Origin of the sequence: Novipirellula caenicola (genome assembly GCF_039545035.1) — a bacterium.
Classification (GTDB): Bacteria; Planctomycetota; Planctomycetia; order Pirellulales; family Pirellulaceae; genus Novipirellula; species Novipirellula caenicola.
The window spans coordinates 355,046-370,382 of sequence record NZ_BAABRO010000004.1; the positions used below are offsets into that span (position 1 = coordinate 355,046).

Annotated in this window: 7 protein-coding genes; 5 read left to right on the forward strand and 2 right to left on the reverse strand. The window is 54.7% G+C overall.

The genetic code is table 11. The annotated features are described in order from the left end of the window. Positions 1-85: 85 nt before the first annotated feature. The 4 genes from ABEA92_RS10980 (at position 86) to ABEA92_RS10995 (ending at position 6,709) form a co-directional block, all read left to right on the forward strand. A complete protein-coding gene (locus ABEA92_RS10980) occupies positions 86-1,306 on the forward strand; it encodes an outer membrane protein assembly factor BamB family protein (protein ID WP_345683869.1) in 1,221 nt (406 codons plus the stop codon). Positions 1,307-1,401: 95 nt separating this feature from the next. Continuing rightward, positions 1,402-2,721, forward strand: coding sequence for a coproporphyrinogen-III oxidase family protein (locus ABEA92_RS10985; RefSeq protein WP_345683870.1), 1,320 nt, complete (start codon positions 1,402-1,404; stop codon positions 2,719-2,721). 23 nt (positions 2,722-2,744) lie between these two features. Beyond that, positions 2,745-3,182, forward strand: coding sequence for a glycine cleavage system protein H (locus tag ABEA92_RS10990; protein WP_345684036.1), 438 nt, complete (start codon positions 2,745-2,747; stop codon positions 3,180-3,182). Positions 3,183-3,337: 155 nt separating this feature from the next. Beyond that, positions 3,338-6,709, forward strand: a complete 3,372-nt coding sequence (locus tag ABEA92_RS10995) for a DEAD/DEAH box helicase (protein WP_345683871.1) — start codon at positions 3,338-3,340, stop codon at positions 6,707-6,709. A 220-nt stretch (positions 6,710-6,929) separates the two neighbouring features. Here the strand turns inward: ABEA92_RS10995 and ABEA92_RS11000 are convergent, their stop codons facing one another. Then, positions 6,930-8,165: a hypothetical protein gene (locus tag ABEA92_RS11000; protein ID WP_345683872.1), complete on the reverse strand. Its 1,236-nt coding sequence runs from the start codon at positions 8,163-8,165 to the stop codon at positions 6,930-6,932. After that, entirely contained in the window at positions 8,162-9,364 is a 1,203-nt protein-coding gene (locus tag ABEA92_RS11005) for an HlyD family efflux transporter periplasmic adaptor subunit (protein ID WP_345683873.1), read from the reverse strand. Before ABEA92_RS11005 ends, ABEA92_RS11000 begins: the two co-directional genes overlap by 4 nt. Before the next feature lie 457 nt (positions 9,365-9,821). On the opposite strand from ABEA92_RS11005, the gene ABEA92_RS11010 reads away from it, so the two are divergent. After that, positions 9,822-15,233, forward strand: coding sequence for a bifunctional serine/threonine-protein kinase/formylglycine-generating enzyme family protein (locus tag ABEA92_RS11010; RefSeq protein WP_345683874.1), 5,412 nt, complete (start codon positions 9,822-9,824; stop codon positions 15,231-15,233). Positions 15,234-15,337 lie beyond the last annotated feature (104 nt).

A 15,337-nucleotide genomic window follows, 5' to 3' on the forward strand; every position in this document is an offset into this window, starting at 1 on the left:
TTCGCAGGGTGAAGCAAGCACGTATAATCGCTGGAATCGCCGATTTTGACTACCGGCTATCGCAAAGACTCGAGAATAAGCTGCAATGTTAAAGATACACGCGTTTTTTAAGGCCGGCTGTGTCAAATTTGCCGTCGTTTTGATTTCCATTTCCGCTGTCACCGCATTCGCTGCGACCGGGAACGCCTCGGACGAATCGGCTCGCAATTCGATTTCGGGCCAATCCGTTTCAGGTCAAACCGCGTCGGATCCATCGCTTTCGAACTGGGCGTTGGCCCGTGGAAACCCCGAATCGACCGGGGCTACTGACCAAGTCGTTCCCAAGGATTTGGCTGTGAAATGGGAATACAAGGCGGACGAAGCGATCGAATCTGCGTTGGTCGTCGCCGATAATTTGGTGTTTGCAGCCGACGTGATGGGAAAACTTTACGCGATCTCGCGGTCCGATGGCAACGAAGTGTGGACGCACAACTATGACACCGGGTTCACCGCCGCGCCGGCGTTTCACAACGGTCACTTGGCGATCGGCGATGTCGAAGGCAATTTCTATTTTCTCGACGCAAAGACGGGCGAACTGCGGTGGCAGGCCGAAACCAATGGCGAGATTGATGGCTCGGCGGCATTTTTTGGTGACAACGTGCTCGTCGCCAGCCAGGATGGAAAATTGTACTGTTTTGCCGTCAACGACGGCTCGTCGGTGTGGACCTACCAAACCGATGACCAAATTCGCTGTAGCCCCACGGTTGCCGGCGATCGCACGTTTCTTGGTGGATGCGATGGCCAACTGCACGTCGTTGATTTGAACACAGGCAAAGCGATTGGCGACACCATCCCGCTCGGGGGTCCTACCGGCAGCACCCCCGCGGTCCAAGGCGACAGCGTCTACTTGCCGATCATGGACGGAGCGGTTTTGGCATTGGACTGGAAAAATCAGAAAGAAAAGTGGCGTTACATCGACGAAGATCGCCCACAAGAATACCGCGGCAGCGCGGCGGTCGCTGGCGATCAAGTGATCGTCAGCAGCCAAAACAAGCAGGTCGATTCGATTTCGATGAAGACCGGAAAACGCTTGTGGCGTTATACTCTGCGTCGTCGTGCCGATGCATCGCCAGTGATTTCCGCCGACGATGTTTGGATCGCGTCGACCGATGGACGGCTGATTCGATTGTCACTTAACGACGGCAGCGAACGCTGGAAATATGAAATTCGCGGCTCGTTTATCGCGCCACCTGCCATCGCCGGTGGCGAAGTATTTGTGGCCGACGATAATGGGGTCATACGATGCTTTGCCAAACCCACGACCTGATCCCTTGGGTATCCTCCACGTGAGATCCCCTACGTGACTTGCAACAAGTCGTCCCGCTTGAATCCATTCCCTCCTACAGCCCAAAGCCATTCCACATGTCATCGGCCGCAAGCGATAAAAAGAAAACCGAAGTCGGTAGCTACTTCATCTCGAACTACCCACCCTATAGCCAGTGGAAAAAAGACGAGTTGCCGGCGGTCAACGAGGCGTTACATCACGCCCCCAAAGAAGACACGCCGCTTGGGCTCTATCTGCACATCCCGTTTTGCCGAAAACGCTGCAAGTTTTGTTACTTCAAAGTTTTCACCGATGTCAACGCGGCCGAAGTCCAGCGGTATGTCGACGCGTTGTGCAACGAGATCTCGATGGTCAGCAAATTGCCCGTGATGGGCGATCGTCCTTTTCGGTTTGTCTACTTTGGCGGTGGCACCCCAAGTTTTCTGGCCCCGAAACAGCTCACCAAGCTTGCCGATCGACTTCGCCAACACATCACTTGGGACGGCGCCGAAGAGGTGACGTTTGAATGTGAACCGGGAACGCTAAGCGAGACCAAGGTGAAAACGCTTCGCGAAGAACTCGGTGTGACCCGTTTGAGTTTGGGGATCGAAAATTTCTCGGACAAGATTCTCGAAGACAACGGACGTGCCCACCTAAGCAAGCAGGTGTTCAATGCTTGGGAATGGATCAGCGCGGCTCAATTCCCCAACGTCAACATCGATTTAATCTCCGGCATGGTCGGCGAGACGTGGGACAATTGGAAAGAAAACGTGCGACGCACACTCGAGCTGTCCCCCGAAAGCGTCACGATCTATCAAATGGAGTTGCCGTTTAACACGGTCTACAGCAAGGACATTCTCGGCAACAAAGTCGAAAGCCCCGTGGCCGATTGGGAGACCAAACGAGCTTGGGTCGATTACGCATTCAGCGAATTTATCGCGGCGGGCTACAGCGTCAGCAGCGCCTACACCGTGGTCAAAGACCCTAGCAAAGTGAACTTCTCGTACCGTGACAACCTGTGGCAGGGGGCCGATCTGTTGGCGACCGGAATCGCCAGCTTTGGTCATGCCAGCGGCGTGCACTACCAAAACCTGCCTGAACTAGAGCAATACCTCGGGGCGATCGAAGCAGGCAATTTGCCACTCGGTCGTGGCTTTGTGCCAACCGACCACCAACGCTTGGTCCGTGAATTGATCTTGTTGCTCAAGCGTGGTTATTTAGAGGTCGGCTATTTCCGCGACAAATTTGGCGTCGACATCATCTCGGAGTGGCAAGACCAATGGAACACCTACGCCGACGATGGATTGGTCACGATCGATGGCGACACCATCCGTTTGACTCGCGATGGACTGCTGCGTGCCGATGCATTGTTGCCCGCGTTCTTTGAACCAGAGCATCAAGGGGTTCGCTACACGTGAGCAGTGATTCGTTCTCGTTCGCGATGGGCGAATTTACAGCCAAATTCCCAGCCGACCGTATGTACGCCCGCAATCACATGTGGGCATTACAAACGACACGCGGTCGGTGGCGTTTTGGCTTGACGGCCTATGCCGTGCGGTTGTTGCAAGACGTCTACTTTCTAGAGTGGACGTTCGAACCCGACACCTCCATCGCAGCTCGCCAATTGATCGGTGCGATCGAAAGCAAGAAAGCCGAAAGCGATCTCTATGCTCCGATCGCTGGCGTCTTGGTGGCGATCAACGATGCTTGCTTGGCGGATCCTTCGATCATCAATGCTGACACCTACGGGGACGGATGGTTGTTCGAAATGGAAAGCGAGGAAGTCGATTTGCTTCTCAGCCCCGACGATTACCGTGCTCATCTGGTAGAGGCATGGGAAATCGCCCAGCGGACGATCAAAGGCCAAGCGAACACTTGAGCGTTTACAACGCCCAGCTGGGGGGAATCAGCGGGGTGGAATCAGCTTGGGGGCCATCGTGACTCGGCAAAAAAACGTGAATTCGATATAACGAGGCATCGCTCGGTCGAACGACCACGATGCCATGTTCTAATTTCACGCCAAGGCTTGCTGCAATGAAAGACGGATCTTTGAACCCCGAAGCAATGCGTGCATCGCTTGCTCGACTCGCCGAAGCAAGGTCGATGGCAGATAAAGCGAAATTGCCCTCATTTTTGCAACCGCCGAAGATCGACCCCGACGCGGGGCTTCGCCGCCACATGCAGTGGCATGATCGCCTTGTGGACATTATCAACGCGTTTCCTGCCGGCATTGCAGATCCCAGCAGCGATCGATACGTGGAATGCTCCGTCGAGCAAGTCTTTTCAACCGGAGAGTTCCATGGCGTTGCGACCGTCGCACGCAATCGGTTCGACGTCTATGCGCGAGTCGACGATGCCGAAGCCCCCACCGGATGCACTTGCGACGACGCCGGCGGCAATCGGGTTTGTCTGCATCAGGTCAAATTCGTCGACAACTTGCTGGACCAGCTTGAATACGTGAGGTCGTCTTTATCAAGAGACGTCATTCGCGGGAACTTTGCCAAAGGCAAACCTAGCTACGAACGTTTTGAAGCCGATCTAAAAGAACGAGTGCTCCGGCGTTTGAATGCGTTAGTCGAACGTGAAGCCGAACTGACCTCTCGATACGAGTCTGCTGCGGATGACAGCTTACCGATTCTTTCGAAGCTGCGTGCACAGCGAGTCGTTTGGAATTTCCAGCTCGAAGAAGGCTACCTTATCGTCAATCCAGTGCTGCAAATGCAGAAGAAACGCGGCGATGGATTTACCAAAGGGAAAAAGATTGGGCTCGATCGGATCGTCAAAGAAACCACGCTGCCGTTGACCGACGCGGACCGCCGCGTTGCAAAAGGTATCCGGCGTAACGAGAACAATTACTACTTCGGTGGATCGGGATTCGTTCTCGATCCATTCTATGCGTTGCCTCGGCTCGTCAACGAATCCAATGTGTTGTTCGAAAATGAGCCGTTCCAGATTGTTCGAACCCCGATGTGTCTGTCGCTGTTGCCGCTCAAGCAAAAGGGGAAATGGGCGTTTGGCTTTACCGACGAATACGGAAAAATACGAGAAGCAAAATTAATTTGCACTCACGACGCATTCCTAAGCATCGACACGGCTAACCGAGTCTTGTACCTAGGCGAAAGTGAGGACGAGAATGTCGATCTGATGCGCGACGTCGTCGCCATTGGTGTCTTCGAGGACGATCAACTCGATGCAGTGATCCAACAAGTGCGTCCGCTGCAAAAACGAATCTCGTTGCGGTTGCCGGAATCACACGCAGGGCCGATCCTGTGCGAACATGCAAAGCTTGCCTTGTTGCTGCGTACACGCAGCGACGGAGCGATGGACTATGGGATTCGTTTCCGCGATGCAGCAGGCATGTTGCGATGCCCGGCCGCGGATCCAATGATCGTCACGGTAATGCGAGACGGAAAATCGGTCCAGGTTCAACGAAGCGCTGCTGCGGAAAATCAGCAAGTTGAAAAAATCGCCGAGGCGCTCGATTTAGAGATCGAAGATAGCAGCGGATTCGGCACGATCGGCGATTTTCGAACCGCGCTTGACGTTATCGAACGACTGAAATCAAGTGATCTCGAGATCGAAATCCTGTGGGACAAGAGCAGCGAAAAACCGATCTCGGTTCTCGGCAGCCTTTCTAGCAAAAATGTCCGGGTCGACATCACCAGCAAGCGAAATTGGTTTGGCATCAGCGGCGAATGCGACTTTGGTGACAAGAAGGTCCCACTCAAAGAATTGCTAAACGGGATCACCTCGGCAACCGCCGACGGCATCGAGGGCGACTTTATCCGCATCGGGGACGGAGGCTGGGCGCGAATTTCGGATTCGCTTCGCAAACGGTTAAAACGTCTGCATGATGCAACGCATGCGGATCGCCAAACGTTGAAGCTCGATGCGACGGCGGCGCCCGCGATCCGTGAATTGATGGACTCGGACATCGAAATCAAAGCGGCCAAATCGTGGCAGAAATGCCTGACCCGACTCGACCGCGCCGAAAAACTGAACCCTAAGGTTCCCAAAAATCTCGACGCGACGCTGCGTGATTACCAGATCGACGGATACAAATGGATGCGTCGACTCGCGGAGTGGGGCGTTGGTGGCATCCTGGCCGACGACATGGGACTGGGAAAGACGCTCCAAACGCTTGCCGTATTGTTGGACCGATCCGAAATGGGCCCCAGCCTAGTGATTGCTCCGACCTCAGTCGGTTTCAATTGGGCTCGCGAAGCCGGACGATTCGCACCGGATTTGAACGTACACCTCTACCGCGAAACCGAGCGAGAAGAGTTCCTGCCCTCGGTCGGCCCCGGCAATCTTGTCGTCTGCAGCTACGGGCTTGCGCTGCGTGACGCCGCCGCACTGGCGAGTGTCCAGTGGGGCACAATCGTGCTCGATGAGGCCCAGGCGATCAAAAATAGCCGCAGCAAAACGTCCAAGGCGATCGCTGCACTGCAGGCCGACTGGATCGTCGCGCTGACCGGAACCCCGGTGGAAAATCATCTCGGCGAATTGTGGAGTCTGTTCCATGTCGTTTCCCCCGGCGTGTTTGGCGGCTGGGATCATTTTCGCAAACGATTCGCATTGCCCATTGAAAAACAAGACGACCAGGCAAGCCGGACCGCGTTGGCCGAACGACTGAAACCGTTTGTGTTGCGACGGACCAAATCCGAAGTGTTATCGGAACTGCCACCACGAACCGAAGTGAATTTGTATGTCGATCTGAGTTCCGCCGAACGCGCCGAGTACGAGAAGGTGCGTCGTGTTGCGATCGGTGAAATTGAGCAGCTCGAATCACAACCTGAAATCAAAGACCAACGGTTCAAAATCCTCGCCATGCTGACGCGGCTTCGCCAAATCTCGTGCCACGTCGGTTTGGTCAACGAAAATTGGACCGCTTCGTCGGCCAAACTCGAACAGCTTTGCGAAACGCTTGATAGTCTTCGCGAAGAAGGACACCGAGCGCTTGTGTTCAGCCAATTCACCGCGCACTTGGCATTAATTCGTACGGCGCTCGATGCTCGCGGCATCACCTACGAATACCTGGATGGATCGACCCCGGCCACCGCGCGACAACAAGCCGTCGATCGTTTTCAGCAAGGCACTGCCGATGCATTCCTGATTTCGCTGAAAGCGGGCGGAACCGGATTGAACTTGACCGCCGCCGACTATGTGATCCACATGGATCCGTGGTGGAACCCGGCGGTCGAAGACCAAGCCACTGACCGCGCCCATCGCTATGGGCAAGACAAACCGGTCATGGTTTACCGCATCATCGCCAAGGGAACGATCGAGGAAGAGATACTTGCGATGCACGAATCCAAACGCGATCTGGTCGCCGGCGTGATGGAAGGAACCGAGGCCGCTGCGAAGCTTTCCAATGACGACCTGATTCGCATGATTCGCAGCTAAGTGGCGATCGATAACCGTCGTAGCGACAACCCATCGACGGCTTGTTGATTTAGTGAAGTTTCTTGCGGCAAGGGGTGTATGATGGACTTCCTAGTCCGTCAATGGTGTATTCGACGGACTAGGAAGTCCGTCGTACGACTAAATCAACAGCCCGGCAAGAGTTTCGGCCCCCCGGCAATCCGAAAGTCTTGGCGACGTTCGCTACGTTTGAACCGGAAACTTACTCTGCGGGCAAGCATCGCTGCAGCGTCATCATGGCCATCGCTGTGCCATAGGGACGGTGATAATCGTATAGCGGATAATCCCACCAACAACCATTCTTTTCTTGCAGCGGAACGATCAAATCCGCCAGCATTGCCTGGTAAGGAGCACGCTCTGCGGCTGGCAATTGGTCCACACACATGGCCGCATAGTAGTGACCAAAGTAATAAAAGTAGCCTGCTACTTGGAACCACGATTCGTGCGGGATCGGACGTTTGCGTCCGATGTCCAACCAACCATTTCGTTCGTACAACCGGTACAACCAATGCTTTAGCACGTTGTCGGTGATCGCTTCATCCCCCCAGACACGAAGCGCGAGGTTACAGCACTGTGATCGGCCGAGCGATCCACCGGGGCGATTGATCTCGCGCATCGGTCGATCTTTTAAATACTCGCCATACAGATAGGTGAAGTCGCTTTTTTGTTGCCGCTTGATGGCAGCAATCGCGCGATCGACGACATCCTGGGGCGGGTCGATCCCGATCGATTTCGCTTGTTGCATCGCGACCAATGCGGCTCCGCCAACAAAGCTGATGGAACTCGACGTCGGACGCTTTGCTTGATAACGGAAATCGTAATATCCCCAACCGCCATCGACCGATTCGTATCGCCGCAGCATGTCATACTGCTGCTCGATCAAGGTTCGAATTTCGGCTAACTTCTGCGTATCGCCCGCATGCCGTTGGTGCAGATGGACCAGCGCTTCGATCGAATACAGATGCCCCCAAACGTTGTAAATCGCGGTGCCGTCGGCGCGGCGTAGCCTTGGCAAATACTTGTACAGCCACGCCTCCCCTTTTTCGATCGCCGTCTGCGCAGCCTCGTTATCGCTGGCAGCGCACTCGATTAACGCCGACAAACACAACGAAGTGGTCGCGGTGCGAAACGCATGATGAGCTCCGGGGACGGGCGCATAGATATTCAAATCTTTTGTATTCGTTGGCGATCCCCACGACCCATTAGGGTTTTGATCCGCCACCAAGAAATCGACACCCTCGCGAATCGCTTGCTCGATCGTTTCAGAACTGGGCGCGTCCACCTCGGGCAGCACCGGAGGCTTGCTGAAGTCAAGCTCCTGCAGCCGAGTCGGCGACGGGTCGGCCAGTGCCGCCTCTTCCGCAACGACCGGCCCATTCATCGCCACCGTCGTGGCAACGAACGCGACCGCGTGCCACCAATCTCTTGCCCCCATCATTCCTTGTCCGCCTTTTCAAACTCGATGCTGCAGGACATCCCAGGCACCAGATCTGCGTTGTTGATCTTTCCTTTGATCACCACCACACACTCGATCTTATTAGACGCGTAGGGCACTTTGGCGATCGATTGAATCGAGACCGGAATCTTTAGCTCGGGAAACGCTTTGGGAATTGCCGTCCCCTTCATCCCCACATCGACTTTGCCCCGTTGTTCCTCGCTGAGGTCTGCGATGATCCGCAAACGCTCTGGCTGAACAATCGTCGCCAAAACTTGACGCGACGTGACTTTTGATTTCGCCTGCAAACTGCTGGCTTTGTCCCCCAATTTGCCGCGAGTCAATTCGCCATGATAAACCAGCCCGTCGCTCGGCGAGGTCAGTACGAAACCACGACGTTCGGCTTGCAACTGTTTAAAGTCGGCTTGCTGTTTGTCGAATTCTTTTTGTTGGCGACGTCGTTCGATGTCTCGTTTGACTCGAGCGTTTTTTAAATCCTGGATCGCCTTGGTAAACGCAAGCTCCGCACGCGCCAATTCGGATTCTTGTTTTTCCATCTGACTTGGAATCGTTTGCTCGAGCGTACGTTGGGTACGCGTCTTGGTCAATTCCAAACTGTATTCCGCTTGTTCGACCGCTCGGCGAGCACGCTTGAGCACGATCTCTTCGGACTCTTCGGTCAAGTCGTCCTCTTGGTACATCTTTTCGAGCTGGTTCAATTCCTCTTGAGCATACTCGAGCGATTCCTGCGAACGCTTCAGTTGAACTTCGGCCGCCTTGATTTGTTGTTCGCGATCGACGTTGACAAAGTTGTCATAAGCCAACCGTGCTTCCTTGCGTGTCAGTTCCGCGGTTTTGCGATCAAGTTCTTGTTGTTCGCGAAATTGTTCAAAACTGAATTCGGCTTCTTCCAGTGCCAGCTTGGCAAGTGCTAAATCGAATTCCGCTTTGCTGATTTTTTCATCAATTTCTTTGGTCTCAAACCAAACGACTGCGGCATCCTTTTTGACCGTCGATCCGTGTGGCAAAATTCGCTTGATCACGTACGAATCAATTTGCTCTGAATCGGCCGAGATCTCGTGACTCGATAACGATTCAAAGACGCCATCGATGGTGATGGGCTTTTCCTCTTGCTTGGATTCGTCGGACGTTTTCTTCTCTGCCTCGTCTGCCATCGCTGGCAACACAGCAAACAGGGACAAGACTATCGCGGCAAGAAGGTGGAAGGGCTCGGTGCGCATCAACAATTCTCGAGAAGTGGAAGACGATGGTGGGATTTCCACTATCTTGATCGACGCGTGAGCCAATGTCCACCTAAACGCGTCTTACCATTGCAGGGGAACGCGGGTGGCACGATCACGCACGAAGGCGGGACAACGTGATACCGATTCAAATGAACACACATTCAACCACCTGTAGACGGATGCATCGGGACATTTCTCCGCGTTCTTTCGGTTGGCTTTGGCCCGATATCGATCTCTCCCCCCGTCTCGATACCCAAATTTTTTTGCTACAATCGCGGCGGGGCACGTTAGCGATCACACTGTGGCGAAAACTCGACAAAAACGACACAAGCAAGCCTGGTGCTTGATCGCATTTGACGCGGTGCAGGGGCCGTGACGGGGTTGGCCAATCGCGAGTTGCACTGGAAGTGAATACGTGGATCCCAAGAAAACGAAAAACAGTGATTCGCTCACCTTCGAATTTTTGGGAACCGAATCCGGTGCCCCCATTGTCGACGTGCCCGAGCGGATCGAAGAATTTGTAATTCGCGAAGTGCTCGGGCGTGGCGGATTTGGTACGGTATTTCTCGCCTATGACACGACGCTGCAACGTGATGTGGCCCTGAAAATCCCACATCAATCTCTGATCTCAAAACCAACCACGGTCAATCTGTACTTACGCGAAGCCCGGGCGATCGCAAGTTTAGACCACCCCAACATCATCCCGGTCTACCGCGCAGCCAGCGCCGCAAACGTTTCCTGCTACATCGTGACCAAGCGAATTCGCGGCAGCGATTTGTCACAATGGGTAACGAGTCAACGCCCTTGTTACGAAGCGATCGCGGACCTTCTGGCACAAGTCACCGATGCCATTGCGTTTGCCCATCAACACGGCGTTGTGCATCGCGACATCAAACCCAGCAATATTTTGATAGACGAGCACGGGCGTCCCTACGTCGCTGACTTTGGGTTGGCGCTGCGGGATGTTGATCCGCGTGGCGGGCCGGCCTACGTCGGTACACCTGCTTACATGAGTCCCGAACAAGCACGTGGCGAAGGTCACCGTGTGGATGGCCGATCGGACCTGTATTCGATCGGGGTGGTGATGTACGAATTGCTAACCGGCCAACGTCCTTTTCAATCGACGGTCGAGGATGGATTGTACGACGAGATTCGATACAACCAACCGATCCATCCTCGAAAAATCGCACCTCACGTTCCCAGCGAACTTGCTCGAATCTGTCTGAAAAGTTTATCCAAATCGATTAACGAGCGTTATGCCACCGGCGAAGCCCTTGCCAACGACCTGCGTCAATGGCTTGCCCAGCAAGGAAACATGGGCAACGCACGTCTGGAAACGCGAAATTTCACGCCTGCGCATGACGCGCCAACGATCGATGGCGGCTTGGTCAGTCCGCAGACGCCGCCGTTACCGCGAGTGGTCCCCAAGGGATTGCGACCGTTTGACACTCGGGATGCTGATTTCTTTTTGCAACTACTGCCCGGCCCACGAGATCACGAAGGCGTTCCCGAGATCATCCGTTTCTGGCTCTCCAAACTGGACACCAACACCGACGCGCACCCCGTACCGGTCGGTGTGATTTATGGTCCGAGCGGTTGTGGGAAAACGTCGCTCGTGAGAGCCGGCATCATCCCACGATTAGCCGACGATGTGATTTCAATCTATGTCCAAGCCACCGCAGACGACACCGAACGCACCCTGCACGACCAAATCGTTTCACGATTGTCGTTGATTCGCAATCCAGAAAACGCCGCACAACAGGATATTGTCGAGTCATTTGCCATGATCCGGCGTCTGCAACGGCGCCGCGTTGTGATCTTTATCGATCAATTCGAACAATGGTTGTTCGCCAACCCCGATGGCACTCGCGAAGCGCTGGTCCAAGCACTGCGTCAATGTGATGGTGAATACCTGCAATGCGTTCTGATGGTTCGAGACGATTTTTGGATGGGCGTGACTCGGCTGATGCAGGCCCTCGACTACACCATCGCCGAAAACGTTAACGCAACCGCGGTCGATCTGTTCGACGAATCGCACGCGCGAAACGTGTTGGCGTTGTTCGGTGCGGCTTACGATCGATTGCCCGAACAAGTCGAGCAGCGATCGGCAAGCCAAAACCAGTTTTTAGACCAGGCGGTGCGATCCTTGGCATCCGGCGGGCGAGTGATCTGTGTGCAATTGGCATTGCTGACCGAGATGCTAAAGAATCGTCCTTGGGATGATGCCGAAGCCTTGTTCGCCGACGGTGGCGCCGGGCTAGGAATGCGTTTTTTAGACGAAACGTTTGACAGCGAGTTGGCTCGGCGACGGACTCGGATTCATGCCGAAGGCGCCCATCGCGTGTTGCGCGCCCTGTTACCCGAAGCCAGCTCGCGAATCAAAGGTTCGGTTCGCACCAAAGAGGAACTTGCGCAAGCGGCTTCGTACCGCGAGAAAAGTTCGTTTCGCGAACTGCTGTCAATCCTGGACCGCGAGATGCACCTGATCACGCCGACCGATCGGGATGCAGCGGACACCCTCGACAGCGATCAACAAACCGTAACCGATTCAACTCGCACCAACGACTCAGATGATTCCAGCGAATCAGTCAATCGCGGAAACCAATCTGGCGGCTACCAATTGACCCATGACTTTTTGATCGCGCCGATTCGGCAGTGGATCGAGTATCGAAATCGGTCGACCAAACATGGAAAAGCCCGTCTGAGATTGGAAGAGTTCTCGGATCTGTATCGCGTTCGTCCCTTACCGCAATCGTTGCCGACGCTTAGCGAGTACTTGACGATACGCCGATACACCGATCTGCGCAGCTGCAGTGTTCCGCAGCAAAAAATGATGCAAGCGGCCCAAAAACGGCATCTGACCAACGTCACGTTGTGGTCGCTTGCGATGTTGTTGGTGTTGGGCGGTGCAGTCTCGGGCTACCGGTTGGTGCAAAATCACAACCAAACCAATGCAAGCCGAATGGCAATGGAACGGTTGTTGGACGCCAAAATGAATGATGCCGTTTTATTGGCGACCGAACTGCACGATTCCGATTTCGCGACCGCGGAAGCCACTCGCGTCATCCACGATGAATCCGCGACGATGTCCGACCGTGTCCGCGCTGCGCTTGTACTCGCCGACGACAATCCAAAAGCAGCCGACCTGATTGCCGACTACGTGCTCGAAGCCCCGGTGGACGAGGTGGTCACCATCGCACGCAAGTTTGTCCATGCAACTTCCATCGGCGGATCGTCCTTCTCGGAACTGTGGTCCGCGCAGCTCGCCTCGAGAGACAAATTGATTCGGGCAGCCTGCATGTTGGCGAATGATCCGTTACGACGAGATCGGCTGCGGACCCAAGTCAACTTGACTCGATTGATGAAGCTTTTGCTCAACGAAAACCCGTTGTGGATTCAGCGTTGGGGCGACGCATTCAATCCGATCGGACGCGACTTGGTGCCGTTATTGGACGAGCATCTGAAAGACCCAAATCGAAAACATGAATCAGTCAACGCGGCTAACTTGATGGTCGCGTTTGCCGCAAACGACCTGTCCAGACTGATTACTCATCTACCCCATGCATTTCCCTCGGAATTGGTTGCCTATACCGATGCGATTTCAAGGTACGGCGCCGTAGGACGACATGCGGTCGAGGCACAATGGCGATCGGAAATCGCCGAATCTTCTCCGTTGATTGATGTCTCGCGGCCGTGGGGATCACCTTGGTGGTGCGTGGGTACACGCGAACCCGTTGCCGCCATTGCCACGCCACCATTACCCCCATCGTTGAACGAACGGCTGCGTTGGTGTGAAGCAGCGATCGGATCGCACGCGATCCTATTGCACAAGGTCGCCGAGGCCGATGTTCCATTGATTCTCGAGGAACTTGCCGACGCCGGTTACCGAATCGCAGAATTGGCCCCTTTTCACATCGGAACCAACCGTTTCTGGGCCATGCTATTGTTACGTGATGGTGCAGTGGCTCGCTATTGCATCGACGTGAATGCGGATGAACTTCGTCAGCAAAACCAAGCTCACCGGTCCGACAAATTCTTTCCCGACACACTGCATGTCTATCGCCAAGCCGACTCGGAACAATACTGCTGCGTGTGGATAAGGGTTCCCGACAATTCGGCATTGCTGGACGCCGATTTATACGTTGACGTGCACCATGAGCTTCATCATGAAAACGGCTGGGGACCACTGGTGGATCGCGGGATCAAAGTTCCACGCACCAATCTGACGTTTCAAAAATCAGACGGCGAAGAGTACTTTTCCTCGATTCGCTGGAAACTCGACACCTCAATCGATTTTCACGAAGCGTGGCACCAAAGTCACCAAATGTGTAACGACCTGAACCACTTTGGTCGTGCCAATACGTTGGTGTCGCAACAGTTCGACAACCGTTTGTTCGGTGATTCGGGACGTGACGAAACCGCAGTGTGGTGGTCTGAATTGCCAGTCGAAGTGCACAAGATCGATCCGCAACCTCGACGCGAACATTTGCGGCAAACCCGCGCGGCGATGTCCAAAGGCTACTATCCCGTATCACTCGCGATCGCCGAGACCGCCGACGATTCGACACCTCAATTTGGATCCCTTTGGTGGCGTCCGCAAACCTCGATCGCCGAGCACATTGAAAAGTGCAACCGGCTACGAAATTTATTGGCGGCGATGTTCAAATTGGGCGATCGGCAACAAATGGCTGCCGCGATGCAGGCCGATTTCTCGGAAGCAACTCGCGGCGCGATGATTGAATCGTTCGCGGCGTTTGAATTGTCGCCCGATTGGCTGATCGAGCATCTCGAAAACATCGATCAAGACATTCGCGTTCGCCGCAGTTGTGCAATGGCACTAGCCATCTATCCCACCGATGCCATTTCCGAATCGCACCGCGACCATGTCATTTCCCAGCTGTCGCACTGGTACACGGAAAGCTCCGATCCTGGCCTACGTTCAGCGATTCAGTCGATTGCAACCGCGTGGGATGTCACGCTTGATCCGCTGCCCATGTTGGAATTCGCAGGCGAATTCCGCACTTCCGCAGGCGATCGCATGGTCGTGATCCAGCCCGATGACCTCCTCTGGGCTGGATCGCCGGCGACCGAACCAGGCCGCGATGGCAGCCAGGAACCTCAATCGCCGTTCCGTCTGGGCCACGCGTATGCGATCGCGACCCATGAGGTGACCACGGCCCAATTTCGGCAGTTTCGTCAAGAACATCAATTTGCACCTCGCTACACTCCGAGCGAGGATTGTCCCGTGATCGGAGTCAACTGGTTCGATGCGGCAAAATATTGTCGTTGGCTTAGCGAACAGGAAGGGATTCCCGAATCGCAAATGTGTTACCCGCCAATCGATGAAATCGAACCGGGAATGCAGCTTCCCAACAACCATTGCGAGCGAATCGGTTACCGATTGCCTAGCGAACTCGAATGGGAATTCGCCTGTCGCGGTGGATCAAGCCGCGGGCGATGGTTTGGATTCGATCCTGGACGTTTACGCTGGCATGCATGGACCGCTGAAAATTCGAATTTTGAAATGCATCCGGTCGCCCGTTTGCTACCGAATGATTACGGACTGTTCGACATGCTTGGCAATGCGATGGAGTGGTGTCATACCGCGTATGCGACCTACCCTTCGTTTCCCCACGGACCGGCGTCGGATCCTGCAACCGCATTGACCTCGATCGACAAAGAAACACGGATGGCAAGTCGTGGTGGCGCGATTCTGTATCAACCGCTTGACGCACGCGCGGCGCAGCGGAATTGGCACTCGGCCTTTCTCAGTCGCGTCTACCTGTCATTCCGAATTGCGCGCACGATGCCTAGCGAAAACCGCTGAGCTTGATGTCGGAAAAAATATAGAATTTGTCATCGATTCGCCGCAGAGCAACCCATGTCATCGAATCAGCGAATACAATAACCCAGCGTCTGGGACGACGAATC